General features: G+C 68.8%; 20 protein-coding genes and 1 tRNA gene. 5 read left to right on the forward strand and 16 right to left on the reverse strand.

The window, feature by feature from the left end:
* Position 1: 1 nt before the first annotated feature.
* Positions 2–2,146 (reverse strand): bifunctional (p)ppGpp synthetase/guanosine-3',5'-bis(diphosphate) 3'-pyrophosphohydrolase, encoded by a 2,145-nt coding sequence (locus IB230_RS12650; protein WP_225589506.1) that lies wholly within the window; start codon positions 2,144–2,146, stop codon positions 2–4.
* A gap of 71 nt (positions 2,147–2,217) precedes the next feature.
* Here IB230_RS12650 and IB230_RS12655 point away from each other — a divergent pair, with 71 nt between their 5' ends.
* Both IB230_RS12655 and IB230_RS12660 read left to right on the forward strand, forming a co-directional pair.
* Positions 2,218–2,724 (forward strand): hypothetical protein, encoded by a 507-nt coding sequence (locus IB230_RS12655; RefSeq protein ID WP_192272698.1) that lies wholly within the window; start codon positions 2,218–2,220, stop codon positions 2,722–2,724.
* Positions 2,725–2,740: 16 nt separating this feature from the next.
* Positions 2,741–3,229, forward strand: coding sequence for a hypothetical protein (locus IB230_RS12660; protein WP_192272700.1), 489 nt, complete (start codon positions 2,741–2,743; stop codon positions 3,227–3,229).
* A 15-nt stretch (positions 3,230–3,244) separates the two neighbouring features.
* On the opposite strand, the gene hrpA is transcribed toward IB230_RS12660, so the two are convergent.
* The gene (gene hrpA, locus IB230_RS12665; RefSeq protein ID WP_192272702.1) at positions 3,245–7,357 is read right to left on the reverse strand and encodes an ATP-dependent RNA helicase HrpA; all 4,113 of its coding nucleotides are present in this window, start codon (positions 7,355–7,357) and stop codon (positions 3,245–3,247) included.
* Positions 7,358–7,447: 90 nt separating this feature from the next.
* On the opposite strand from hrpA, the gene IB230_RS12670 reads away from it, so the two are divergent.
* The 3 genes from IB230_RS12670 to IB230_RS12680 all read left to right on the forward strand — a co-directional run bounded on the left by IB230_RS12670 (position 7,448) and on the right by IB230_RS12680 (position 10,484).
* Positions 7,448–8,002 (forward strand): Dps family protein, encoded by a 555-nt coding sequence (locus IB230_RS12670; protein ID WP_192272704.1) that lies wholly within the window; start codon positions 7,448–7,450, stop codon positions 8,000–8,002.
* 135 nt (positions 8,003–8,137) lie between these two features.
* Positions 8,138–9,931 (forward strand): DNA helicase RecQ, encoded by a 1,794-nt coding sequence (gene recQ, locus IB230_RS12675; RefSeq protein WP_192272706.1) that lies wholly within the window; start codon positions 8,138–8,140, stop codon positions 9,929–9,931.
* A gap of 103 nt (positions 9,932–10,034) precedes the next feature.
* Positions 10,035–10,484, forward strand: coding sequence for a hypothetical protein (locus tag IB230_RS12680; protein ID WP_192272708.1), 450 nt, complete (start codon positions 10,035–10,037; stop codon positions 10,482–10,484).
* A gap of 5 nt (positions 10,485–10,489) precedes the next feature.
* Here the strand turns inward: IB230_RS12680 and IB230_RS12685 are convergent, their stop codons facing one another.
* The 14 genes from IB230_RS12685 to ybgC form a co-directional block, all read right to left on the reverse strand.
* Positions 10,490–11,641 carry an MFS transporter gene (locus tag IB230_RS12685; protein WP_192272710.1) on the reverse strand — a complete coding sequence of 384 codons (1,152 nt, stop codon included), beginning with the start codon at positions 11,639–11,641 and terminating at the stop codon, positions 10,490–10,492.
* A gap of 5 nt (positions 11,642–11,646) precedes the next feature.
* Complete coding sequence (locus IB230_RS12690; RefSeq protein WP_192272712.1) at positions 11,647–13,827, reverse strand: glycoside hydrolase family 3 N-terminal domain-containing protein; 2,181 nt, start codon at positions 13,825–13,827, stop codon at positions 11,647–11,649.
* A 119-nt stretch (positions 13,828–13,946) separates the two neighbouring features.
* The gene (locus tag IB230_RS12695; protein WP_192272714.1) at positions 13,947–15,974 is read right to left on the reverse strand and encodes a M3 family metallopeptidase; all 2,028 of its coding nucleotides are present in this window, start codon (positions 15,972–15,974) and stop codon (positions 13,947–13,949) included.
* Between the two features lie 27 nt (positions 15,975–16,001).
* Positions 16,002–17,114, reverse strand: coding sequence for a PLP-dependent cysteine synthase family protein (locus tag IB230_RS12700; RefSeq protein WP_343227314.1), 1,113 nt, complete (start codon positions 17,112–17,114; stop codon positions 16,002–16,004).
* Positions 17,115–17,180: 66 nt separating this feature from the next.
* Positions 17,181–17,256, reverse strand: a tRNA-Lys gene (locus IB230_RS12705).
* 74 nt (positions 17,257–17,330) lie between these two features.
* Entirely contained in the window at positions 17,331–17,996 is a 666-nt protein-coding gene (queC, locus tag IB230_RS12710; RefSeq protein WP_192272718.1) for a 7-cyano-7-deazaguanine synthase QueC, read from the reverse strand.
* Between the two features lie 47 nt (positions 17,997–18,043).
* On the reverse strand, positions 18,044–18,727 hold the full coding sequence (gene queE, locus IB230_RS12715; protein WP_192272720.1) for a 7-carboxy-7-deazaguanine synthase QueE: 684 nt from the start codon (positions 18,725–18,727) through the stop codon (positions 18,044–18,046).
* 63 nt (positions 18,728–18,790) lie between these two features.
* Positions 18,791–19,624, reverse strand: a complete 834-nt coding sequence (gene ybgF / locus IB230_RS12720; RefSeq protein WP_192272722.1) for a tol-pal system protein YbgF — start codon at positions 19,622–19,624, stop codon at positions 18,791–18,793.
* A 15-nt stretch (positions 19,625–19,639) separates the two neighbouring features.
* On the reverse strand, positions 19,640–20,155 hold the full coding sequence (gene pal / locus IB230_RS12725; RefSeq protein WP_192272724.1) for a peptidoglycan-associated lipoprotein Pal: 516 nt from the start codon (positions 20,153–20,155) through the stop codon (positions 19,640–19,642).
* Between the two features lie 65 nt (positions 20,156–20,220).
* Entirely contained in the window at positions 20,221–21,537 is a 1,317-nt protein-coding gene (gene tolB / locus IB230_RS12730; RefSeq protein ID WP_192272726.1) for a Tol-Pal system beta propeller repeat protein TolB, read from the reverse strand.
* 101 nt (positions 21,538–21,638) lie between these two features.
* The gene (tolA, locus tag IB230_RS12735; RefSeq protein WP_192272728.1) at positions 21,639–22,676 is read right to left on the reverse strand and encodes a cell envelope integrity protein TolA; all 1,038 of its coding nucleotides are present in this window, start codon (positions 22,674–22,676) and stop codon (positions 21,639–21,641) included.
* Positions 22,666–23,109: an ExbD/TolR family protein gene (locus IB230_RS12740; protein WP_192272730.1), complete on the reverse strand. Its 444-nt coding sequence runs from the start codon at positions 23,107–23,109 to the stop codon at positions 22,666–22,668. The genes tolA and IB230_RS12740 overlap by 11 nt, the downstream gene beginning before the upstream one ends.
* Positions 23,110–23,121: 12 nt before the next feature.
* The gene (tolQ, locus tag IB230_RS12745; RefSeq protein WP_192272732.1) at positions 23,122–23,895 is read right to left on the reverse strand and encodes a protein TolQ; all 774 of its coding nucleotides are present in this window, start codon (positions 23,893–23,895) and stop codon (positions 23,122–23,124) included.
* A gap of 39 nt (positions 23,896–23,934) precedes the next feature.
* Positions 23,935–24,390 (reverse strand): tol-pal system-associated acyl-CoA thioesterase, encoded by a 456-nt coding sequence (gene ybgC / locus IB230_RS12750; protein ID WP_192272734.1) that lies wholly within the window; start codon positions 24,388–24,390, stop codon positions 23,935–23,937.
* Between the last annotated feature and the right edge of the window lie 33 nt (positions 24,391–24,423).

Consider the following 24,423-nt stretch of genomic DNA (forward strand, 5'->3'; position numbering starts at 1 on the left):
CTCAGCCTGAACGTCGTGCGTCTTCCACCCCGGGCAGCGCATCCAGCTTGCCCAGCAGCGTCGACAGCTGTCCGAAGTCGGCGACCTTCAGCCGCAGCCGCAGATGCACGCGGCCACTGGTGCGGTTGCTCTGGCTGTTGATGTCCAGCACGTTGGCTTCTTCCTGCGCGATCAGCGTGGTGATGTCCTTGAGCAGCCACTTACGATCGAGCGCCGTGACCTGCACGTCCACCTCGTATCCCCCGCCGGCCTGGCCCCATTCCACCGGCAGCACGCGTTGCGGACTGGTCGCGGCCAGTCGCGCGAAAGCCACGCAGTCCGCGCGGTGCACGGTCACGCCGCGGACCCGCGTCAGGTAGCCGGCGATAGGTTCGCCGGGCACCGGCTGGCAGCACTTGGCCAGCTGCACCAGCAGGTTGCCCACGCCCTGCACGGTGAACTTCGACTTGCCCGGCTTGGCGACCCTGCGCGGCGGTCGCAGTACCGGTAGCGAAACCGTATCCGGCTCGGCCGCGGCACGTTGCTCTTCGTGCAGCGCACGCCCGACCTGGTGCGGGCCGACGTCGCCCAGCGCGACCTGGATGTAGAGCTCCTCGACGCTGTCGGCATGGAACTTCTTCGCCGCGCCCGTCAGGTCGGCGTGGTGCAGCCCCAGCCGCTTCAGCTCCTTCTCCAGCAGGTCGCGACCGGCCTGCAGGTTGCGCGCGCGATCCAGCTTGTGGAACCACGCGCGCACCTTGTCGCGCGAGCGCCCGCTGGCGAGAAAGCCGTTGGCCTGCAGCAGCCAGTCGCGCCGCGGCTCCGGTTCCTTCGAGGTCAGGATCTCGACCCGGTCACCGCTGCGCAGCACATGGCTGAGCGACACGATGCGGCCGTTGACCTTTGCGCCGCGCGTGCGGTGACCCACCATGGTGTGCACGTGGTAGGCGAAGTCGAGCACGGTGCCGCTCCGCGGCAGGTCGACCACTTCTCCCTTCGGCGTCAGCGCGTAGATCCGGTCCTCGACCAGTTCCGCATCCAGTTCGCCGGCGAGGCTGCCTTCGCCGCCGGAACCCTCCGCCGCACCATCGAGCAGCCGGCGCATCCACGCGATCTTGCGATCGAAGGCATCGCCGCCACCCTTGCCTTCCTTGTACTTCCAGTGCGCCGCCACACCCAGTTCGGCCTGCGCGTGCATTTCGTGCGTGCGGATCTGCACTTCGACCGTGCGCCCTTCCGGGCCGACCACGGCCGTGTGCAGCGAGCGGTAGTCGTTGGCCTTCGGGCGCGCGATGTAATCGTCGAACTCGCTGGGGATCGGCACCCACAGCGCATGCACGATGCCGAGCGCGGCGTAGCACGCGGCAACGTCGTCCACCGCGATGCGGACCGCGCGCAGGTCGTACAGCTCGTCGAAGCCGACCTGCTTGCGCTGCATTTTCCGCCAGATGCTGTAGATGTGCTTCGGCCGGCCGCTGATGTCCGCCCGGATGCCATGCTCGGCCAGTGCCGCCCGCAGCGCGTCGATGACCTCGCCGATGTAGCGCTCGCGGCCGATGCGCTTCTCGTCGAGTTGCGTGGCGATCTGCTTGTACACCTGCGGCTGCAGGTAGCGGAATGCGAGGTCTTCCAGCTCCCATTTCAGCTGCCAGATGCCCAGCCGGTTGGCCAGCGGCGCGTGGATGTCGCGGGTGAGGCGCGCCAGCGCCTGCCGTTCGGATTCGGGCAGGGCGCCCGCGGCGCGCATGCGGGCGAGCTGCCGGGCCAGCAGGATGGTGACCACGCGCAGGTCGCGCACGATCGCCAGCAGCAGCCGGCGCAAGCCTTCCGTGTTCACTCCCCGTGCCTGTTCCGCATGCAGCGCCCAGACCTGGGCCGCCGCCACCTGCCCCTCCAGCAGGTCCGCCAGCCCGGGGACCTGGCTGCCCACCGGCTCGGCCAGTGCCGGCACGCCATGCAGCAGGGCGGCGAGCACGACATCGCCATCCGCTCCCAGCGTCACCAGCGTGTCGAGCGTGTCGGCAAGCACGCCGATCGTGTCCGGCATGTCGCCCGGCGGCGGAGCGGCGTCCACCGCTCCGGCGAGCGCGCGACGCAGCGGTGCCGGCAACCCCTGGATCGCGGGTCGTTGCAGCAGCGTGGTGATGTCCTGGACGGGGGAAGGCATGGGCGCGGGGCTGGGCGGTCAAGCGCCGCCGGAATGACTACACTACCGGCCAGTCGACCGCCGGAACAACCATGAAGATGAGCCGCTTGTTTCTATCCATCGCGCTGCTGGTCGCATCCACGTGCGCCGTCGCGCAGCAGAATTCTCTCGAGCCGCTGCGCAACGCGATGAGCGACAGCGAGTTCAAGGCCGCCGGCCTGGACAAGCTGAGCGCGGAGGAACTCGCCGCGCTCGATGCGTGGCTGCAGCAACGCGTCGGCCAGCAGACCGCGCAGGCGGCTGCGCAGGCGAAGCAGGAGGGCCGCAAGGAGGTCGAACAGGAGACCCGCGGGTTCTTCGATTTCGGCACCACCGAGCCGATACAGAGCACGATCGTCGGCGCGTTCAACGGTTTCGCGAAGGGACGCCAGTACACGCTCGCCAATGGCCAGGTGTGGGAACAGGTCGAGCCGGCATCGCTCGCAGGCGTCCGTCGCACCGATCCCGTGGTGAAGATCACGCCGTCGCGCTTCGGCAACACATGGTTCCTGAAGATCGACGGCTACAACACCGCCGCACCCGTCCGCCGCATCAAATGACCGACCGAGAACATCCATGCGCCTGAAACGCCTCCTGCCCCTTGTCGCCCTGTGCATCGTCGCCCTGCCCTTGCATGCCCGCGACTACGTCGACATCCAGAATCGCCTCACGCCGGAACAGATGAAGGCCACCGGCCTGGACCAGCTGAGCAGCGAGCAACTGCAACTGCTCAACAACCTGCTCGATGAGGACAGGAAAGCGGTCGTTGAAGAAGTCCGCAAGGAGCGCAGGGACGATGGTCAGCGCGTGACGGGCACCCTGTTCGGCAGCGACGGACTGCAGCCGGTCGCCAGTGCGCTGGCCGCCAACAGCCTCAAGGGCTGGTCGCGCGGCACCGTGTTCACCCTGGAGAACGGCCAGCGCTGGCGGGTGATCGACGGCGAGTACTACGCGGGCAAGCCGCTCGGCAACGCCAAGGTCACGGTTTCGCCCGGCAAGATCAGCGGCTGGTACCTGCAGGTCGAAGGCCACAATCCGCGGCCCAAGGTGCAGCGCGCCGACTGACGCGCACACGATGCCTTACCCGCGCAGCGCCTGCAGGCGTTGCGCGAGCTTCTTCGGCGACACGCCGCTCTTCGCGCCCAGTTCCTGCGCGAACACCGACACCCGCAGTTCCTCCAGGTCCCACCGCAGCGCCTGCCAGTCCGGTGCCTGCGCGATGCCATCCTCGTTCGCCTGCGCCAACGCGTCGGCGAACGGCTTGAGTTCCAGCATGCGTACCTGGTCCTTCGCGGGATCGCGCTTGGCGCGTTCGGCGCGCAGGGTCATCGCCTTCAGGTAGCGCGGCAGCTGCGCCAGCGCATCGGCCGGCGTGTCGCGCAGGAAACCCGGATGCACCAGCGCCGCCAACTGCGCGCGCAGGTCGTCGAGGTTGCCGCGCGCCCACCCCATCAACGGCGCCTCCAGTTGCGGCTTCAACTCCGCGACCGCCGACAGGATGGCCTCGACCAGCTTCAGCCGCTCCATCGCTTCACCGAACAGGCGCTTGCCGGCGTCGTCGCGCCGCTGCTCGAACGCGGCGCGGTCGCGGATCGCGTCGAGCCCGTCGGCCAGCACCGCGTTCATCGCCGCATCGACGATGTCGCCGCGCAACCGCTCCTGCGATTCGATCGCCGCGTACAGCAACCCCGTCTTCGGCGACACCGGCAACTGCTTGCGCGCCTGCTTCACCTTGTCGGCCAGCGCGATCTCCAGCAGCCGACGTACGCCACCCGGATGCGCCGCGGCCGCTTCCCCGCGGTCGGCGAACACCTGCAGCGCCACCGTCTCGCCGTCATCGCGCAGCGCGGGATACGCCGGCACGCCGGCTTCGCCGGGCACCTCGCGCGGAATCGGCTGCGCGGGGAAGTCGCGCAATCCGGTGGCCGCCATCTCGCGGCCCGCGCGCGCGGCAAACGCCTGCCCCGCCTGCGCGCCGAAACGGGCGCGCAGTTCGTCGAGGTCGCGCGACTCGGCCAGCACCTTGCCTTCGCCGCCGCCGCGCGGATCTTCGCGCAGCCGCAGGTTCATGCGCAGGTGCGGCTCCAGCGCGGCTTCGTCGAAGTCGAGCGCGGTGACCGTCACGCCGGTGGCGCGCGACAGGAAGCGCGCCAGCTCACCGCGGATATCGTCCACGGTCGGCTTCGCGAACGCCTCGAAGAACGCGCGGCCGTAATCCGGCGCCGGCACGTAATTGCGCCGCATCGCCTTGGGCAGGCTGCGGATCAGGCCGGCCGCCTTGTCGGCGACGAAACCGGGCGCCAGCCATGACAGTCGCGTGGGATCGAGCGCGTTGAGCAGGTGCAGCGGCACCGCCAGCGTCACGCCGTCATCGACGGATCCCGGCTCGAACCGGTAATGCAGCGGCAGGCGCGCATCGCCCAGCGCGAAATACTTCGGATAGCGGTCTTCCTCGCTGCCCTCGCCCGGCAGCAGGTCGGCCAGCGACCAGTGCAGCGCGCGGCGCTTGTCGGCCGGCAAGGCCTTCCACCACGCATCGAGGCCGGCGGCGGAATGGATATCCGCCGGCACGCGGTCCAGGTACCAGCGCGCCTGCCAGTCCTCGTCGGCGACCAGGCCGGCGCGACGCAGCTTGGCTTCTTCTTCGCGCGCCTGCTCCAGCGTCTTGAGGTTGTCGGCGACGAACGACGCGCGCGTCGTGATCTCGCCGGTCACCAGCCCTTGGCGCACGAAAATGTCGTGCGCTTCGCCCGGTGCGATACGGCCGTAGTGCACCGGCTTCTTCGGCGCCAGCACCAGGCCGAACAGGCTGATCTGCTCCGACGCCAGCACCTGCCCCTGCGCGCGCGACCAGTGCGGGCCGAAATGCTTGCGCAGCAGCAGGTGCGGCAGTTCGGCGATGACCCAGTCCGGTTCGATCGCGGCCAGCGTCATGCCCCACACCTTCTGCGTGTCCAGCAGGTTGGCGGCCAGCAGCCAGGGCGGCGGGCGCTTCGACAACGGCGAGCCCGGGAACGGCAGGAAGCGGCGTTGCCGGGGCGCCTGGAAATCGCCCTTGTCGGTGCGATGGCCGACCTGCGTGGGCAGGCCCGCGACCAGCGCGCGGTGCAGGGTCTGGTAGGCGGCGGCGCGCACACGCTCGCTGAAGCCGCCCGCGGCAGGCGCCTGTTGCTTCTGCGCACTGACGGCGACCGGCGCCGGTGCAGCCTCGGTCTTGCCCTCGCGTGCGAGACGCGCGGCGCGATGCAGCTGGCCACGTGTCGCTTTCACCGCGGCGGCGTCATCGCGCGCGGCGGGCGGCGCGCTGCTGCCGGCGAGCAGTGGCGCCATCGACGCGTCGGCCGCTTCTTCCTTCCAGCCCAGCTCCTCGCACAGCAGGCGCAGCTGGCGATGCAATTCGCGCCATTCGCGCATGCGCAGGAAACCGAGGAAATGGCGGCCGCACCAGTCGCGCAACTTGGACTGGGTCAGGTCTTCATGCGCCTGCCGATATGCATCCCACAGACGCAGCACGCCGACGAACTCGGAGCGCCCGTCGGCGAATTGCGCGTGTGCCGTGTCGGCCGCGCCACGCGCGTCGGCAGGACGCTCGCGCGGGTCCTGGATGCCGAGGAACGAGGCGATCACCAGCATCGGCCGCAGGCAGCCGGCGGCCTGCGCGGCCACCAGCATGCGCGCCAGCTTCACGTCGACCGGCAGCCGCGCCATCTGCTTGCCGATGGCGGTCATGCGTCGCTCGTTGTCGATCGCACCGAGTTCGGCCAGCTGCTGCCAGCCGTCGGCGACCGCGCGCTCGTCCGGCGCTTCCAGGAACGGGAAATCCTCGATCCGGCCCAGGCCCAGCTGCAGCATGCGCAGGATCACCCCGGCCAGGCTGGAACGGCGGATCTCCGGATCGGTGAACTCCGCGCGCGCCTGGAAGTCCGCTTCGGCATACAGGCGGTAGCAGATGCCCTCGGCGATGCGGCCGCAGCGGCCCTTGCGCTGGTTGGCGCTGGCCTGCGAGACCGGTTCGATGTGCAAGCGGTCGAGCTTGTTGCGCGGGCTGTAGCGCTTGACGCGCGCGAAGCCCGGATCGACCACGTAGCGGATGCGCGGCACCGTCAGCGAGGTCTCGGCGACGTTGGTGGCCAGCACGATGCGCCGGTTCGGCCCCGGATTGAACACCCGGTCCTGGTCCTGGTTGGACAGGCGCGCGTACAGCGGCAGCACCTCGGTGTTGCGGTACTTGCGACGCTCCAGCGACTGGTGCGCATCGCGGATCTCGCGCTCGCCGGGCAGGAAGACCAGCACGTCGCCGCGCGCATCCTGCCGGGTGATCTCGTCCACCGCCGCCACGATGCCGTCGTTGACCGTGCGCTCGCCTTCCTGTTCGCCTTCGCCTTCCAGCGCGCGGTACCGCACCTCCACCGGATAGGTGCGGCCTTCCACGCTGATCACCGGCGCATCGTCGAAGTGCTTGGCGAAGCGTTCGGTATCGATGGTCGCCGAGGTCACGATGACCTTCAGGTCGCGGCGCTTGCGCAGCAGCTGCTTCAGATAGCCGAGCAGGAAGTCGATGTTGAGGCTGCGTTCGTGCGCCTCGTCGACGATGATCGTGTCGTAGGCCGACAACCAGCGGTCGCTGGCGATCTCCGCCAGCAGGATGCCGTCGGTCATGAACTTGATGTGGGTGTCTTCGCCGACCTGGTCGTTGAAGCGCACCTGGAAGCCGACGCCGCGGCCGAGCTCGGTGTTCAACTCTTCGGCCACGCGCCGCGCCACCGCGCGCGCGGCGATGCGGCGTGGCTGGGTGCAGCCGATCATGCCGGCCACACCGCGGCCGGCGGCCAGGCACAGCTTGGGCAGCTGGGTGGTCTTGCCGGAGCCGGTCTCGCCGGCGATGACGACGACCTGGTGGTTCCGGATCAGCTCGACGATGCGCTCGCCCTCGCGGGCGATGGGAAGCGACTCATCCAGGATCACCGCCGGCACGGCCGATAGGCGCCGCTCGCGGGTGGCGATCGAGGCCATCAATGCCTGTTCGAAGGCCTGCCGCGCGCCGGCATCGGCCGGCTTGCCCTGCCAGCGCGACCACAGCCCGTGCAGCCGGCCACGGTCCCGGCTCAGTGCACCGTCGAGCGCACGCCGCCCCTGGTCGAGGGCGGCGCGCTCGGGGGTACGGTCGGGGGTGGGATGGCGGGGGGTCGTCATTCTTTAAGCACGGCGTTGAAACTTTTCGCTCACGCCACATGTTCTAGTGTGTCTATTGTGCCGCCTCAACCCACCTACAGGAGAATCCGCATGGCCAAGCCGAAGACCAAGCCCGCCAAGACCAAGGCCACCTCCGTGGCTGCGCCCCTCGCAACCGCCCCGTCGGCACCGAACATCGATATCGGGATCAGTGGCGGCGAACGCAAGAAGATCGCCGACGGCCTGTCGCGCTTCCTGGCCGACAGCTACACGCTGTACCTGAAGACCCACAATTTCCACTGGAACATCACCGGCGCGATGTTCAATTCGCTGCATACGATGTTCGAAACCCAGTACACCGAGCAGTGGACCGCACTGGACGAAATCGCCGAGCGCATCCGCGCGCTGGGCTTCAACGCCCCGGGCTCGTACCGCGAGTTCGTCAGCCTGACCTCGATCCCGGAAGAGCCGGGCCTGAGCGACAGCGCCGACTGGCGCGAGATGGTGCGCCAGCTGGTGATCGGCAATGAAGCCGTCTGCCGTACCGCGCGCAAGGTGCTGGATATCGCGGACGACGCCGACGATGCCCCGACAGAGGACCTGCTGACGCAGCGCCTGCAGACCCACGAGAAGTACGCCTGGATGCTGCGCTCGCTGCTGCAGTAATCCACGCTTCCGTGACGCACCGACGCCCGGCCCCTGCCGGGCGTCCTGCTTTTCGCGCCCGGATCGGGGTTTTCCTACACGCATCGCCGCCGTGGGCGCGACCGGCCCGCCCGGGCGCCGGGTTATCCTGTGCCCATGTCGTCCCCCGCACTTGAAACACTGCAGCGCGTCTTCGGTTACAGCGCCTTCCGTGGCCACCAGCAGGCGATCGTCGAACACCTCGCCGCCGGCCACGATGCCCTGGTCCTCATGCCGACCGGTGCTGGCAAATCCCTGTGCTACCAGGTGCCCGCACTGCTGCGCGACGGCACCGGCATCGTCGTCTCCCCGCTGATCGCACTGATGCAGGACCAGGTGGATGCGCTGCGCCAACTGGGCGTGCGTGCGGCCTTCCTGAATTCCTCACTGGCGGCGGACGAAGCCCAGCAGGTCGAACAGGCGCTGCTGGCGGGTGAGCTGGACCTGCTGTACGTCGCGCCCGAGCGCCTGCTGACCGGTCGCTTCCTGTCGCTGCTGGACCGCAGCCGGATCGCGCTGTTCGCGATCGACGAAGCGCACTGCGTCTCGGCCTGGGGCCACGACTTCCGCCGCGAGTACCTGGAACTGACCCTGCTGCACGAGCGCTGGCCGGACGTGCCGCGCATCGCGCTGACCGCGACCGCCGATCCGCCGACCCAGCGCGAGATCGCCGAGCGGCTGAACCTGGTCGAGGCCGAGAAGTTCGTCAGCTCGTTCGACCGACCCAACATCCGCTACACCGTGGTGCAGAAGGACACCGCACGCCACCAGCTGCGCGACATGCTGCGCAAGCACCGTGGCGAGGCCGGCATCGTCTACTGCCTGTCGCGCAAGCGGGTGGAACAGTTCGCCGACTACCTGGCCGAGCAGGGTTTCAATGCCCTGCCCTACCACGCGGGCCTGGATGCCAGCGTGCGCGCCCACAACCAGCGGCGGTTCCTGCGCGAGGAAGGCATCGTGATGGTGGCGACCATCGCCTTCGGCATGGGCATCGACAAGCCGGACGTGCGCTTCGTGGCGCACGTGGACCTGCCCAAGTCGATGGAAGGCTATTACCAGGAGACCGGTCGCGCCGGTCGTGACGGCGAGGCCGCCGAAGCCTGGCTCTGCTACGGCCTGGGCGATGTGGTGCTGCTGAAGCAGATGATCGAACAGGGCGAGGCCGGCGAGGAGCGCAAGCGGCTGGAGCGGCGCAAGCTGGACCAGCTGCTGGGCTACTGCGAGTCCACCCAGTGCCGGCGGCAGGTGCTGCTGGCCGGCTTCGGCGAAACCTATCCGCACGAGTGCGGCAACTGCGACAACTGCCTGAGCCCGGCCGAGACCTGGGACGCCACCGAGGCCGCGCAGAAGGCCTTGAGCTGCGTGTACCGCAGCGGCCAGCGCTTCGGCGTGAACCATGTCATCGACGTGCTGCGCGGCAGCGAGAGCGAGCGCATCCGCCAGTGCGGCCACGACCACCTGACCACCTACGGCATCGGCAAGGACCTGGACGCGACCGCGTGGCGCAGCGTATTCCGCCAGTTGGTGGCCTGCGGCCTGCTGGAAGTGGAGGCCGAGTTCGGCAGCCTGCGCCTGACCGAGGGCAGCCGCGCGGTGCTGCGCGGCGAGCGCCGCCTGCAGCTGCGCAAGGAGCAGCGCGAAAAGCGCGAGCGCGACCGCGGATCGCGCAGCGGCGTGCCGGTCCAGGCCGCCGACCTGCCGCGCTTCCAGGTGCTGCGCGACCTGCGCGCTCAACTCGCGCGCGAGCAGAACGTCCCCGCCTACGTCATCTTCCACGACAGTACGCTGCGCAACATCGCCGAGCAGCAGCCCGCCACGCTGGACGAACTGGCCCGGGTCGGCGGTATCGGCGGCGCCAAGCTGGAGCGCTACGGCCAGCGCGTGCTGGACGTGCTGGGTGCGGCGGGGTGAAGTTCCCTGCCCGCGCGCGCCGATCTCAGCCGACGTTCAATCCGCGGCTGTTAGGTTGCCTTTCAGGTCCGCCAGCCGGCGCGCCCTCCTTCCGGGATGTCCCATGAAGACCTTGCCCATCGCATTGCTGGCCCTGCTGACCACCGCGCCTGCGCTCGCGCAGCCGACGGCGGAAGCACTCGACCTGAGCGTGCCGCGGGAGGCGACCTATGCCAAGGATCCGCCGGGCACCTGGTATGGCGACCGCCAGCCGGCACGGACGAAGGACACGGCGCCGGCTGCCCCCATCGATCCCTGCGTGTACTACGGCGACGATGACGGCGACGGTGTGTCCGGCAGCGTGACCACCGGCATCGGCTACAGCAAGGGCCACGGCCGCAGCACCTACAACGCGGCCAACCTCAATCTCTGCAAGACCACGTACGACGACGAAGGCAAGCCGCGTACGTTCAACTTCAATATCAACGTCGAGCGCTACGACGGGCCCGGTGGCTACTACGGCCCCTACGGTTACCCCGGCGGCCCGATGATGCGCGGCGCACCGCGCCCGTAAGCCGTTCAGTCGCGCGTGGCGACGCGCGCGACCAAGGCCACCGCCACCAGCAGTACGACCAGCAGGCCCAGCGCTGCCGCCAGCGAGGTCAGCTTGGCGATGAAGCCCAGCGCCGCCGGCCCCAGCAGCACCCCTGCGTAACCCATGGTGGTGACCGCGGCGACCGCCAGGTGCGTGGGCATGCTGCGCTGACGCCCGGCGGCGGAGAACATCACCGGCACCACGTTGGCAGCGCCGGCACCGACCAGCGCGAAGCCGGCCAGACCGACCAACGACGACGGCACCAGGATCGCCAGCGTGAAGCCCGCCGCCGCGATCAACGCACCGCACACAACCACACGGAACGCACCCAGCGCCTGCACGATGCGGTCGCCGGTCAGGCGGCCGATCGTCATCGTCACCGCGAAGGCAACGTAACCGAAGCCGGCGGTGGCCGGATCGGCGTTGCGCACGGAGGTCAGGAACACCGCGCTCCAGTCCAGCACCGCACCTTCGGACAGGAACATCGCGAAGCACACCGCACCGACCAGCAACACGCGCCCGCGCGGCAACACGAACGCCGGATGGTCGCCGGCGCCGCCGTCCACCAGCAGGCCCCGGCGCGAGGCCGCCAACAGCGTCGCCGCGACGATCGCCATGCCGCCGATCGCCAGCAGCGGCGACGCACCGAGCGCCAGCGCACCGGCCACGCCGCCGGCACCGGCGATGCCGCCGACGCTGTACATGCCGTGGAAGCCGGACATCATCGCGCGGCCGCTGGCGCGTTCGACGATCACCGCCTGCACATTCATCACCACGTCGAGCACGCCCATGCTGGCGCCGAACACGGCCAGCACCAGCGCGAGCACGGGAATGCTGGGCGCCAGCATCAACGCCGGCATGCACAGGCAGATCATCGCGCCCGCCGCCAGGATCATGCGGCGGCAACCGAACCGTGCCGCGAGCCCGCCGGCCAGCGGCATCATCAGCACCGAGCCCACGCCCAGGCACAGCAGCATCAGGCCGAGTTGGCCGTCGTCCAGCGCGAGCTTGCGCTTGGCGAACGGGATCAGCGGCGCCCACGCCGAGATGGCGAAGCCGCCGATGAAGAAGGCGATGCGGGTGGCGATGCGTTCGCGCGCGCCGGGGGCCGGCATCGCGGCGTCACTCACGGACATGCGGCTCAGGGCGCCAGCAGTTCGAACGGCACCGCGTCGCCGACCGCGCTGGACGGCGCGACCCACAGGTCGAACAGGCCGGGCTCGGCGACAGGGCGGTTGTCGATGCCATGGAACTCCAGATCAGCGCGCGTCAGCGTGAACTCGACGTCCTGCGACTCGCCGGCGGCGAGCGCGATCTTGCGGAAGCGCTTCAGTTCGCGCACCGGACGCACGCGGCTGGCGGTACGGTCGCGCAGGTAGAGCTGCACGACTTCTTCGCCCGCACGCGCACCGGTATTGGTGATGCGCGTGCGGATGGTCAGCGTGTCGCCCCAGGCCAGCGTCTGCGTGTCGAGTTGAGGCACGCCGTAGTCGAAGCGCGTGTACGACAGGCCATGGCCGAACGGATAGAGCGCGGCGTGGGTAACTTCGCGCCAGCGCGTCTGGAAGAAGCGCGGGGTACCCGGCACGTTGGGACGGCCGGTGGCGGGATGGTTGTAGAAGTACGGCTGCTGGCCAGCGTCCTGCGGGAAGCTCACCGGCAGGCGTGCGGACGGGTTGTAGTCGCCGAACACCACGTCGGCGATGGCCGGACCGGTCTGCGTGCCGAGGAACCAGCCGACCAGGATCGCCCGCGCTTCGCGCACGGCGCCTTCCAGCGCCAGCGCGCGGCCATTGCGCAACACCACGACGACCGGCTTGCCGGTGGCGACGACCGCCTCGGCCAGCGCCTGCTGCGCGGCCGGGAGCACGATCTGCGTGCGCGACTGCGCTTCGCCGGAGAACTCGTGCGGTTCGCCCACGGCCAGCAGTACGACGTCGGCCGCGCGCGCGGCGGCGACCGCCGCGTCGATGCCGCCGTCGATCGCCTCCTCGATGCCGCTGCCCGGCACGACGACCAGCGCGGACGGATCGTCCAGCGCGGCACGCACGCCGGTTTCCACGTCCACCATGCGTGAGGCGTCGCCGAAGATGTTCCAGCAACCGCCGAGGTTGGCCGTGTCCTGCGCGAACGGCCCGATCAGCGCGATGCGCTGGCCGGTCTTCTTCAGCGGCAGCAGGTCGCCCTCGTTCTTCAGCAGCACGATGGAGCGGCGCGCGCAGTCGCGCGCCAGCGCATCGTGCGCGGCGATGTGCGACTGGTCGGCTTCGCGTTCGGCATCGAGGCAGCGGTAGGGATCATCGAACAGGCCGACCGCGGCCTTGACGTGCAGCACGCGGCGCACGGCTTCGTCGACCTCGTCCATGCCCAGCCGGCCATCGGCGACCAGTGTGGCGACGTGGCCGGCGTAGATGCCGCTCTGCAGGCTCATGTCCAGGCCGGCCGACAGCGCCTTCTGCGCGGCGTCGGCTTCGTCGCTGGCGTAGCCGTGCGCGATCAGCTCCAGGTCGGAGGTGTAGTCGGACACCACGAAGCCTTCGAACTTCCACTCGCCGCGCAGGATGTCGGTCAGCAGTTCGCGGTTGGCCGAGGCCGGCACGCCGTTGATGTCGTTGAACGAGCTCATCAGCGTCAGCGCGCCGGCGTCGATCGCGGCCTTGAACGGCGGCAGGTGGATATCGCGCAACGTCTGCGGCGCCATGTCCACGAAGTTGTAGTCCAGGCCGGCAGAGATCGCGCCATAGGCGGCGAAGTGCTTCGGCGTGGTCAGCAGCGAATCGGCGGCGGTCAGGTCCGGGCCCTGGAAACCACGCACGCGGGCGGCGGCCAGTTCGCAGGAGAGATGCACGTCCTCGCCGGAGGTCTCCGCCACGCGGCCCCAGCGCTGGTCGCGCGCGATGTCGACCATCGGCGCGAACGTCCAGTGGATGCCGGCGGCGGTGGCTTCCTTCGCGGTGGCGCGCGCGGTGCGCTCGGCCAGCTCGGGTTCGAAGCTGGCGGCTTCGCCCAGCGGGATCGGGAACACCGTGCGCATGCCGTGGATGACGTCGGCCCCCAGCAGCAGCGGGATGCCGAGCCGGCTCTCCTCCACCGCGATGCGCTGCGCCTCGCGGCCTTCCGCCGCGCCCACGCCGTTGAACAGCGCGCCCACGCGACCGCTGCGGATCTGCTCGCGTACCTGCTCGGCATCGCGCGCGAAGGTCTCCGGATTGACCTCGAAGGCGAACGGCCGCAGCGCATCGGCGAAGGCGCCGAGCTGGCCGATCTTTTCCTCCAGCGTCATCCCGGCGATCAGGCCTTCGATCCTTCGCTGATGCGGCATGTAAGCGGTCCTCCCGGGAACGCCGGTGTTACGGGGGAGCCATTATGAAAACGTTTACAGGCGGGGTCAAACCCACTGGGAGCGGGCTCCGCCTGGCCCTCCAGGATGCGCCGCGATGCTTATCCGGCCATGCCGGAATGGCGCAGCAGCGCATCGATGCGGGGGGCGCGGCCGCGGAAGGCGCGAAAATTGTCGGCGGCAGCCCGGCTTCCGCCACGCGCCAGCACCTCGCGACGGAAACGCGCGCCGGTGTCGGCGACCTCGGTCGGGGCCTCCTCGAAGGCCGCATAGGCGTCGGCGCTCAGCACCTCGGCCCACTTGTAGCTGTAGTACCCCGCCCCGTAGCCGCCGGCGAAGATATGGCTGAACTGGTGGGGGAAGCGATTCCAGTCCGGCGGAATGTTCACCGCCACCTCGGCGCGCACGCGGTCCAGCAAGGCGAGCACGCTGTCATCGGCGGGATCGAAGCCACTGTGCAGCTGCATGTCGAACAGGCCGAACTCGAGCTGGCGCACGGTGGCCATGCCGCTCTGATAGTTCTTGGCCGCCACCATCCGGTCGAACAGCGCGCGCGGCAGCGGTTCGCCGGTATCCACATGCGCGGTCATCGCCTGCACGCGCGCCCATTCCCAGCAGAAGTTCTCCATGAACTGGCTGGGCAGCTCCACCGCATCCCACTCCACGCCGTTGATGCCCGCCACGCCGAGTTCACCGACCTGGGTCAGCAACTGGTGCAGGCCATGACCCATTTCGTGGAACAGGGTGGTGACGTCGTTGTGGCTGAAGGTGGCCGGCTTGCCGTCCATGCCCCTGCCGAAGTTGCACACCAGATAGACCAGGGGCGTCTGCGTACCGCGCGCTGTCTCGCGGCGGTTGCGGCAGTCGTCCATCCAGGCACCGCCGCGCTTGCCTTCGCGGGCGTACAGGTCGAGATAGAACTGACCGACCAGCGCACCGTCGCTGTCGATCAGGCGATAGAAACGCACATCCGGATGCCAGGTCGGCGCGGTGTCCTGTTCGACGCGCAGCCCGTAGAGATCGCCGATCACGCCGAACAGCCCGGCCAGCACTGCCGGCTCGGTGAAGTACTGCTTCACTTCCTGCGCGGAGAAGCTGTAGCGCGCCTGCTTGAGCTTTTCGCTGGCGTAGGCCAGGTCCCAAGCCTCCAGCGTTTCCAGGCCGAGTTGTTCGTGGGCGAACGCTTCCAGCTCCGCCCGATCGCGCTGCGCATGCGGTTTGGCGCGTGCGGCGAGGTCGCGCAGGAAGCTCAGCACGTCATCGGGCGTGTCGGCCATCTTGGTGGCCAGTGAATACTCCGCGTAGCTGGCAAAACCCAGCATCACAGCCAGTTCCGACCGCAGGGCGAGGATGCGATCGATCAGCGCGGAGTTGTCGAGCGCCGCGTTGTCGGCGAGTTCGGACGCGCGCACCGCATTCGCGTGGTACAGCGTCTCGCGCAGCGCGCGGTCGTCCGCATAGGCCTGCACCGGCAGGTAGCACGGCATCTGCAGGGTGAACTTCCAGCCCGGCTCGTCGTCGGCCTTGGCCGCCGCGCGCGCGGCCGACACCACGTCGGCCGGCAGGCCGCCGAGGTGCTGCTTGTCCTTGATCCAGAACTCGTACTCGTCGGTCGCATCCAGCACGTTCTGCGAGAACTTGGCGGAGAGCCCGGCAAGCTCTTCCTTCACCGCGGCGAAGCGCACCTTCTGCTCCTCCGGCAACTCGGCACCGCCGAGCCTGAAATCGCGCAACGCATTGTCCAACACCTTGCGACGCGCTTCGTCGTACTGCGCCGCTTCGGGCGCATCGGCCAGTGCACGGTACTGCCGGTAAAGCGCGAGGTTCTGTCCCAGCGCGCTCCAGAAGCGCGTCACCTTCGGCAACTGCGCGTTGTAGGCAGCGCGCAGCGCCGGGCTGTTCATCACGGCTTCCAGGTGGGTGACCTGGTTCCAGGCGCGTGCCAGGCGCTCGGTGGCATCGTCCAGCGGTACCGCGAACGCATCCCAACTGACAGGCGCGACGGCTTCGGCCGTCTTCACCGCCGCCTCGGCCTCGGCCAGCAACTGGTCGATGGCAGGGGCGATGTGCTCGGGACGGATCGCATCGAAATGCGGCAGGCCGGAGAAGTCGAGCAATGGATTGGTCATGGGGGCGTCTCGTTCAGAAGGGGGTATTCAGTTCGGCCAATCGGCCTGGGCCAGCGCGGGCAACCCGCGCCCGGCCACCGCCGCGGCGATGGCGTCGTCGCTTTCCACGATGGGGATGCCGCGCTGCAGATACCAGTCCCGGTTGTAGTAGCTGTGCGCATAGCGTTCACCGCTGTCGCACAGGATGCTGACGATCGAGCCGGCCTGCGCTTGCGCACGCATGCGCGTGGCCGCCGCAAGGATCCCGACGAAATTGGTGCCGGTCGACCCGCCGACGCGCCGCCCGAGTACCGCGCTGACGTGGCGCATGGCGCCCAGGCTCAGCGCATCCGGCACCTTGACCATCGCGTCGATGCAGGCCGGGATGAAACTGGGCTCGGAGTGCGGCCGCCCGATACCCTCGATGCCGGAACCGCGCGCGCAGGTCAGCGTCGTGTCTTCGCAGCCGTCTCGGGCGCCCCGGTAATGGTCGAAGAAGACCGAATGCTCGGGATCCGCGCACAGCACACGCGTCGGGTGGCGGCGGTAGCGCACGTAGCGCCCGAGGGTGGCACTGGTGCCGCCGGTGCCCGGACTGCAGACGATCCATGCCGGCACCGGATGCGGTTCGGCTTCCATCTGCTTGAAGATGGATTCGGCGATGTTGTTGTTCGCGCGCCAGTCGGTGGCCCGCTCGGCGTAGGTGAACTGGTCCATGAAATGGCCCCCGCTCTCCTGCGCCAGTTGCCGTGAAACCTCATTGATCGCCGCCGCCTGCTCGACCAGGTGGCAACGCCCACCCTGGAACTGGATCGCGGCGATCTTGTCCGGCGACGTCGACGACGGCATCACCGCGATGAAGGGCAAGCCCAGCAGGCGCGCGAAATAGGCTTCGGACACCGCGGTGGAACCGCTGGATGCCTCGATGACCGGCGCGCCCTCGCGCAGCCAGCCGTTCGCCAGCGCGTACAGGAACAGCGAGCGCGCGAGCCGGTGCTTCAGGCTGCCGGTCGGGTGACTGGATTCGTCCTTGAGGTAGACGTCGATGCCGGGAAAGCCGGGCAGCGGCAGCGGGATCAGGTGGGTGTCGGCGGACCGGTTGTAGTCCGCTTCGATGCGCTGGATCGCCTGCGCCGTCCAGTCACGCGCTGCCGTGGTCACGCGGAAGATTTCCTGCCGGGCGCCGACGCGAACGCAGCGCATGATGGCGCGGCGGCGGGATGTGCGTGGTGGGCCGTGAAGGATTCGAACCTTCGACCAAAAGATTAAAAGTCTTCTGCTCTACCGACTGAGCTAACGGCCCGGAAACGCATCCCGGCCTTGCACCGGGATGCGCATTCTAGCGCATCGTCCGCGAAGGGGCGAAATCCGCCTGCCTCACACGTAATGCGTGGGGTCCGGCACGCCGGCGTCGGCGAAGCCGGCAGCGCGCAGGCGGCAGGCATCGCAGTGTCCGCAGGCGCGGCCTTGGTCGTCAGCTTGGTAGCAGGACACGGTCTGCGCGAAATCGACGCCCAGCCGCACGCCTTCGCGCACGATGTCGGCCTTGCTCATGCGCAGCAGTGGCGCCTGGATGCGCAGGCCGGCGCCTTCCACGCCCGCCTTGGTCGCGACATTGGCGAGCACCTCGAAGGCCTGGATGAACTCAGGGCGGCAATCCGGGTAGCCCGAATAGTCCACCGCATTGACGCCGCAGAAGATGTCGTTGGCGCCCAGCACTTCGGCCCAGCCCAGCGCCACCGACAGCATGATGGTGTTGCGCGCCGGCACGTAGGTCACCGGGATGCCCGGCCCGCCGGCTTCCGGCACGTCGATGTCGTCGGTCAGCGCGGAGCCGCCGATGCTGCGCAGGTCCACGTGGACGGTCTTGTGCGCGGCGGCGCCGAGCGTGCTGGCGACGCGCGCGGCGGCGTCGAGTTCGGAGGTATGGCGCTGGCCGTAGCGCACACTGAGCGCATGCACGGCGAAGCCCTGTTCGCGGGCGATGGCGACGACGACGGCGGAGTCCATGCCTCCGGACAGCAGGACGACGGCATTCTTCATGGGGCGATGCTTCGTGGGGTGAAAGGTAGGCTACCGCAGGCGCTGCGTCAGCGGCCCGGTTCGTCGTTCCACAGCAGCTTGTGCAGCTGCATCTGGAAGCGCACCGGCAGGCGGTCCTCGACGATCCAGTCCGCCAGGTCGCGCGGCGACAGTTCGGATTTGCTGGGCGAGAACAGCACGTCGCAGCGCTCGGCCAGCCGGTGCTCGGCGAGCATGCCACGCGCCCATTCGTAGTCGGCGCGGCTGCACAGGACGAACTTCACCTGGTCGCGCGCGGTGAGCAGCGGCAGGTTCTCCAGCCGGTTGCGTGCCACTTCCTTCGAGCAGGGCGTCTTCAGGTCAACCACGCGCGACACGCGCGGATCGACATCGGTGATGTCCAACGCGCCCGACGTTTCCAGCGACACGTCGAAACCGGCATCGCACAGCTTCCTCAGCAGCAGCAGGCAGCGCTTCTGCGACAGCGGCTCGCCACCGGTGACGCAGACGTGGCGGACGCCCTGGCGCGCGACTTCAGCGACGATGTCGTCGATCTCGCGCCACTCGCCGCCGTGGAAGGCGTAGGCGGTGTCGCAGTACTGGCAGCGCAGCGGGCAGCCGGTCAGGCGGACGAAGACCGTGGGCCAGCCGACCGCGTTCGCCTCGCCCTGCAGGGACAGGAAGATCTCGGTGATCTTGAGGCGTTCCAGCGGGGACTGGACGATCTCGCTGGGGCGGGCGGCGTCATTCATGGGGTGCGCATGATACGCCCTGGCGGCCCGGCATCTCCGCCAGGCGCGCCGGACGTGGCCGCCTCAGCGCAGGCGACCGAGCTGGATGGCGCGCAGCCGGTCGTCGGCCGTGCGGGCGACGTCGGTGCCGGGATACTTGGCGATGACCTCGCCCAGGGTGCGCTCGGCTTCGGGCAGCTTGCCCAGTCCGTAGTCGCACAGGCCGATCTTCAGCAGGGCGCCAGGCGCCTTGTCGTGGGTCGGGTACTGCACCAGCAGCGCGCGGAACTGTTCCGCGGCCAGTGCGTAATTCTGGGTGACGTAATAACTCTCGCCCAGCCAGTAAAGCGCGTTGGGCGCATACACGCCGCTGGGGTAAAGCTGCAGGAAACTGGTGAACAACTGCGCCGCATCGGCGTACTCGCCGGCCTTGAGACGGTCGAACGCGACGTTGTAGGCGGTGCGCTCGTCGCCGGCGGCGGACAGCGCGCCCATGTCGCCATGGACGCTGGGCGGACGTTCGGCGGTCGCCCCTGCAACGGGCGCCGGCGTGGTGGCCGGCGCAACGACGGGGGCACTGCCCAGGGGTGGCGCGGCAGGCGTTGTGCCGGTCGGGGCGGGTGCGGTGCCGCCTTCCAGACGGTTGAGGCGACCGTCCAGGTCGAGATACTGGTCGCGGCCGCGCTGCTTGAGCTGCTCGTTCTCGTTCTGCAGCTGCTCCAGCTGGGCGCGCAACTCGCGGAGCTCCGCTTCCTGCTGGGTGACCTTGTTGAGCAGGTCGAGGTTCTGCTGCGGGTTGTTGGCCTTCGCCTCCAGCGCGGCCACGCGATCGGCCAGGCTGACGCGTTGCGCGTACGCGGGAGCGGCGGCCACGAGGGCCGCCGCCAGGACCAGCAGATAGGTCTTTTTCGCGATCATCGTGTCGACGACGGCTTACTTCGCCGTGTAGACGATCTCGACGCGACGGTTCTGCGACCAGGACGCTTCGTCCGAGCCAGTCGCGACCGGGCGCTCTTCGCCGTAGCTGACCACGGTCAGCTGGCTGGCCGAACCGCCGTTCGCCTGCAGGGCCGAATTCACGGCATTGCCGCGGCGCTCGCCCAGACCCAGGTTGTACTCGCGGCTGCCGCGCTCGTCGGCGTGGCCTTCCAGCGTGATGCGCGAGGACGGACGGTCACGCAGGTACTTGGCGTGGCAACCCATGATGGCCTGGAACTCCGGCTTCAGGGCGTCCTGGTCCAGATCGAAGTACACCACGCGCTGGCGCAGGCAGGCGTCGGTGTCCAGATCGTTCGGGCCGTACAGGCCGGACGTGGTCGGCGTCGTCGGGGTGGTCGGGGTGGTGGTCGTGGTGTCGGTCGGCGGGGTCGGCTTGACGTCCTTCTTACAGCCAGCCAGCACGGCGACGGACATCATGGAGAGCAGCAGAACACGGGTGGTCTTGTTCATGATCATTCCTTGCGTCGTTGGAACGGGGGATCGGTGGAACCGGGGGTCACATTGTAGACAGAAAATTAACGCTGGGTGCGGTAGGGCGACCACGCCGGCTCGCGAACGTCGGCGTTGGCGACCACCAGACGCTGGCGCACGCGCGCATCGGCCGACACGGCGTACAGCACGCCGCGTCCACCTTCCCGCGCCGCATACAGCACCATGCTGGCGTTCGGCGCAAAGCTCGGCGACTCGTCCAGCGAGCCCGGCGACAGCGACGTCCAGCGCGCACCACCCAGACTGGTGTCCATCAGGGCGATGCGGTAATTGTTGCCGCTGCCCTGCACCACCGCGACCTTCTTGCCATCGAAGCCGATGCTGGCCGTGGCGTTGTAGTTGCCCTCGAAGGTCACCCGGCTGGCGCTGCCACCACCCGCCGGTACGCGGTAGATCTGCGGACGGCCGCCGCGGTCGGAGGTGAAGTAGATGCTGCTGCCATCCGGACTCCACACCGGTTCGGTGTCGATCGCCGACGTGGTGGTCAGCTGGCGCAGCGAACGGCTGCCCAGGTCCATCACGTAGATCTCGGGATTGCCGCTGCGCGACAGCGTCAGCGCCAGCTGGCGGCCGTCCGGCGAGAACGAGGGCGCACCGTTGATGCCACGGAAGCTGGCCACCTTCTCGCGCGCACCGGTGGAGATGTCCTGGATGAAGATGGCCGAGTTGCCGCCTTCGAAGCTCACGTAGGCCAGTTTGCGACCATCCGGGCTCCACGACGGCGACAGCAGCGGCTCGGCCGAGCGCACCACGGTCTGCGGGTTGAAGCCATCGGAGTCGGCCACCATCAGCGCGTAGCGCGTCGCCTTGCCGGTGCCGGCGGCGGTGATGTAAGCGATGCGGGTCCAGAACGCGCCGCGCACGCCGAGGATTTTTTCGTAGATCGCGTCGGCCATCTGGTGGGCGACATCGCGCAGCGCGTTGGCGCGCGCGGTCTTCACCTCGCCGAGCAGCCGCTCCTGCTTGGCCACATCGAACAGTTCGTACTCCACGCGGTAGCTGCCGTCGCCAGCATCGGCGACGCGACCGACCACGATGTAGTCCTGCCGCAGCGCGCGCCAGGTCGGGTACTGGATCTCGCTACCGCGCGTGGGGCGTTCGGTGATGCGCGCTTCGGGCAGGGTACGGAAGGCGCCCGAGCGCTCCAGGTCGGCGCGCACCACGGCCGAGACGTCGGTCGGCGGCGCGGTGGTGCCCTGGTAAGGCATGGGCACGATGGTGATCGGCAGGGCCGAGGCGTTGCCGCCGATGATGTCGATCTCCAGACCCTGCTGCTGGGCGGATGCCAGCGCCGGGACGAGAGCGAGCAGGAACAGGGCAAACCAGCGCAGCGGTTTCTTCATGGGCAACGGCTCTGGGGTTGAACGGGGCGGCAAAGGGATACCAGCCCGCGCGTGAACGTTTTAACAATTGTGAACGGAGGGCGGCGAAACGTCGTGTGAAGTCAACGGTCCCGGGCTTCGAAGTTCAGGGTCAGGGTCCGGGCGAACACCGATTCGTAGCCCCGATACGGCAGCGGCTGGGCCTTCAGCACGGCACGCTCGACGGAATCCTGGCCCGCGGGGTCCATCGCACAGCCCGGCTGGACCTCCGCGCTGACTACTTCCCCACCTGGCAACTGACGGATCACGACCTTGCAGCGCGTTCCCACGGGGATGGACTCGGGCCGTGTCCACTGGCGCAACACCGCCTCCTGGATGGCGGCGGCATAGCGGCCGCGCAGATCCTCGTCGGTGCCGCCGTTGCCTACCGGGCCGCCTGCCGGTGCCGGCGTGGAGGCCGCGGCCCCGGCGGCCTGCCGCGCACGGGCATCGGCCAGCTGACGAAGCTTCTGCTCAGCCAATTGCTGCTCCCGCTGCGCCTGCGTGCGCTGACGACGGATTTCCTCCAGACGCTTCTTGTCGGCCTCGGCCTTCTGCGCGGCTTCGGCGGCGATGCGCTTCTGCCGGTCTTCTTCCTGCTGCGCGGCCAGCCGGCGCTGCTGTTCGGCCTGCTCCTGGCGCTTGCGCTCGGTCAGGTCGATCTGCTCCTGGCGGCGCTTGGCTTCCTGCTCCTGCAGGGCCTTCTCCTGCGAGATCGCATCGCGGCGCGCTTCGTCCTGATCGACATCGTCCGGCACGGGGATGCGCTCCTGGGCATTGGCCTGGCGCTCGACCGGTGCGTCCTGAGGTGCGGGCTCGGGAATCGGCTGCGGCGGCGGGGTGGTGTCCTCGGGGGCCGGCTCCTGCACGGGCTCCGGCATCGGCGCCGGCTGGAAATCCAGGGCGCGCTCGACCGCCCGCTGGTCGGCAGCGGACACGTCCAGCGTGGCTTCCATCGACTGCGAGCCTGCGGCATTCAGGCGATCGCGGTCCCACTTGAAGTACGGCGACACCAGCAGCACGACGAGCAGCAGCACGTGCAGGCCGATGGCCCACGCCACCGCCCGACCCAACCCCTCGTCCTGCGGGGGGCGCTGGCGCTGGAGCACCTCAGCGTGCATTGCCACCCGCGTTGGTCATCAGGCTGACGTTGCTGACCTTGGCACGGCGCAGCACATCCATGGCATCGAGCACCTTCTGGTACGGCGCAGCGCCTTCGGCGGCCACCATGATGCGCAGCTCGTTGCCCTGCTCCGCGCGGATCGCGGCGACCTGGGCCTCGAGCGTGGCCGCGTCCAGCACCTCGGGCTGCTTGGCTTCCGGCAGCTTCAGGCCATAGCGGCCGTCGGGATACGCGATGACGATGACAGGCTCGTTGCGCGTCTCGACCGCCTTCGCGTTGGACGACGGCAGTTTCACGTCCACGCTCAGCGTGAGCAGCGGCGCGGTCACCATGAAAATGATCAGCAGCACCAGCATCACGTCGATGTAGGGCACGACGTTGATCTCGGACTTCAGCTTGCGCCGCTTGCGATGGATGATGCTTCCGGCCATGGCGTGCCCCGCTTACTCGCCCGAATTCTGGCGCTGGAGGATGGAACTGAACTCCTCGGCGAAGCTTTCGTAGCGCACGGCCAGCCGCTCGACGCGGGTGGTGAAGCGGTTGTAGGCCCACACGGCGGGAATGGCGACGAACAGGCCGATGGCGGTGGCGAACAGCGCTTCCGAGATGCCCGGCGCGACGGCGGCGATACCCGCCTGTTCGCCACTGTTGAGCATGTCGTGCATGGTCACCATGATGCCGAATACCGTACCGACCAGGCCCACGTAGGGTGCCGTCGAACCGATGTTCGCCAGCAGTTCCAGGTTGCGCTCCAGCTGGTCGACTTCGCGCGTGTAGGTCACGCGCATGGCGCGCTGCGCGCCTTCGAGCTGCGCGCGACCATCGAGACCGCGCTTGTCGCGCAGGCGGGTGAACTCACGGAAGCCCGCTTCGAAGATGGCCTCCAGGCCGGTGACCACGCGGTTGCGGTCGGCGGCGCCGGCGTAGAGCTTGTGCAGTTCGGCGCCGGACCAGAAGCGGCCTTCGAACTCGTCGGCATCGCGGTTCGCGGTCTTGAACACACGCCCCTTGCGGAAAATGATCACCCAGCTGATCACCGATCCGACCAGCAGCAACAGCACGATCAACTGCACCGGCAGGCTCGCCTTGAGCATCAGATCGATGTAGTTGATCCCGCTGTGCGTGGTGGCAGCGGCGGCCTCGGCAGCGGCGGCAGCCGTCTCGGGCGGCAATGCCTCCGTTACGACTTCCTGGAAGGCCAGCAGCGTTGCGATCATCCGTCGTTCCTCGTGTCTCGGTTCGTGGTGCGTATCGGGTTAAAGCGGCCGGCCCGGGGATTCGAGTCGACGGAACTCCTGGTACAACGCATCGGGCAGCCCGACGGGTTTGAATGTCGACGCGCGGAGCGCAGCGACCTTCACCTCCGCGGTCAGCAGAACCTCGCCGTCCCGTTCGATGGACTGGGCGAAGACCACGCTGGCCCGCTTGCACTCATGGATGCGCGCGCTGACCTGGAGCAGATCGTCCAGCCGTGCGGGGCGCAGGAAATCCAAGCGCATCGAACGGACGGCGAACACCAGGTCGTGGGTTTGGCGCAATCGCTCCTGGGCGTAACCACCGGCCCGTAACCACTCGGTACGGGTCCGTTCCAGGAAGGCGACATATTGCGCGTGGTACACCACGCCACCGGCGTCGGTATCTTCCCAATAGACGCGTGTCGGAAAGATGAACGGAGCCGCATCCCCGGCGATCGTCTTCGAATCAGTCGTCAAAGCATGCGCTCCCGCACGGTGTGATGCATACCA

It is taken from the genome of Pseudoxanthomonas sp. PXM01 (assembly GCF_014851815.1).
Lineage (GTDB): Bacteria > Pseudomonadota > Gammaproteobacteria > Xanthomonadales > Xanthomonadaceae > Pseudoxanthomonas_A.

Excerpts from the sequence above, each read along its gene's own strand:
- IB230_RS12695 (WP_192272714.1), bottom strand. The coding sequence starts at position 15,974 with ATGACCAATCCATTGCTCGACTTCTCCGGCCTGCCGCATTTCGATGCG.
- IB230_RS12655 (WP_192272698.1), top strand. The coding sequence starts at position 2,218 with ATGAAGATGAGCCGCTTGTTTCTATCCATCGCGCTGCTGGTCGCATCC.
- tolB (WP_192272726.1), bottom strand. The coding sequence starts at position 21,537 with ATGAAGAAACCGCTGCGCTGGTTTGCCCTGTTCCTGCTCGCTCTCGTC.
- queE (WP_192272720.1), bottom strand. The coding sequence starts at position 18,727 with ATGAATGACGCCGCCCGCCCCAGCGAGATCGTCCAGTCCCCGCTGGAA.
- tolQ (WP_192272732.1), bottom strand. The coding sequence starts at position 23,895 with ATGATCGCAACGCTGCTGGCCTTCCAGGAAGTCGTAACGGAGGCATTG.
- IB230_RS12680 (WP_192272708.1), top strand. The coding sequence starts at position 10,035 with ATGAAGACCTTGCCCATCGCATTGCTGGCCCTGCTGACCACCGCGCCT.
- IB230_RS12740 (WP_192272730.1), bottom strand. The coding sequence starts at position 23,109 with ATGGCCGGAAGCATCATCCATCGCAAGCGGCGCAAGCTGAAGTCCGAG.
- IB230_RS12660 (WP_192272700.1), top strand. The coding sequence starts at position 2,741 with ATGCGCCTGAAACGCCTCCTGCCCCTTGTCGCCCTGTGCATCGTCGCC.
- IB230_RS12690 (WP_192272712.1), bottom strand. The coding sequence starts at position 13,827 with ATGCCGCATCAGCGAAGGATCGAAGGCCTGATCGCCGGGATGACGCTG.
- queC (WP_192272718.1), bottom strand. The coding sequence starts at position 17,996 with ATGAAGAATGCCGTCGTCCTGCTGTCCGGAGGCATGGACTCCGCCGTC.
- tolA (WP_192272728.1), bottom strand. The coding sequence starts at position 22,676 with ATGCACGCTGAGGTGCTCCAGCGCCAGCGCCCCCCGCAGGACGAGGGG.
- ybgF (WP_192272722.1), bottom strand. The coding sequence starts at position 19,624 with ATGATCGCGAAAAAGACCTATCTGCTGGTCCTGGCGGCGGCCCTCGTG.
- IB230_RS12685 (WP_192272710.1), bottom strand. The coding sequence starts at position 11,641 with ATGTCCGTGAGTGACGCCGCGATGCCGGCCCCCGGCGCGCGCGAACGC.
- IB230_RS12650 (WP_225589506.1), bottom strand. The coding sequence starts at position 2,146 with ATGCCTTCCCCCGTCCAGGACATCACCACGCTGCTGCAACGACCCGCG.
- hrpA (WP_192272702.1), bottom strand. The coding sequence starts at position 7,357 with ATGACGACCCCCCGCCATCCCACCCCCGACCGTACCCCCGAGCGCGCC.
- IB230_RS12670 (WP_192272704.1), top strand. The coding sequence starts at position 7,448 with ATGGCCAAGCCGAAGACCAAGCCCGCCAAGACCAAGGCCACCTCCGTG.
- pal (WP_192272724.1), bottom strand. The coding sequence starts at position 20,155 with ATGAACAAGACCACCCGTGTTCTGCTGCTCTCCATGATGTCCGTCGCC.
- recQ (WP_192272706.1), top strand. The coding sequence starts at position 8,138 with ATGTCGTCCCCCGCACTTGAAACACTGCAGCGCGTCTTCGGTTACAGC.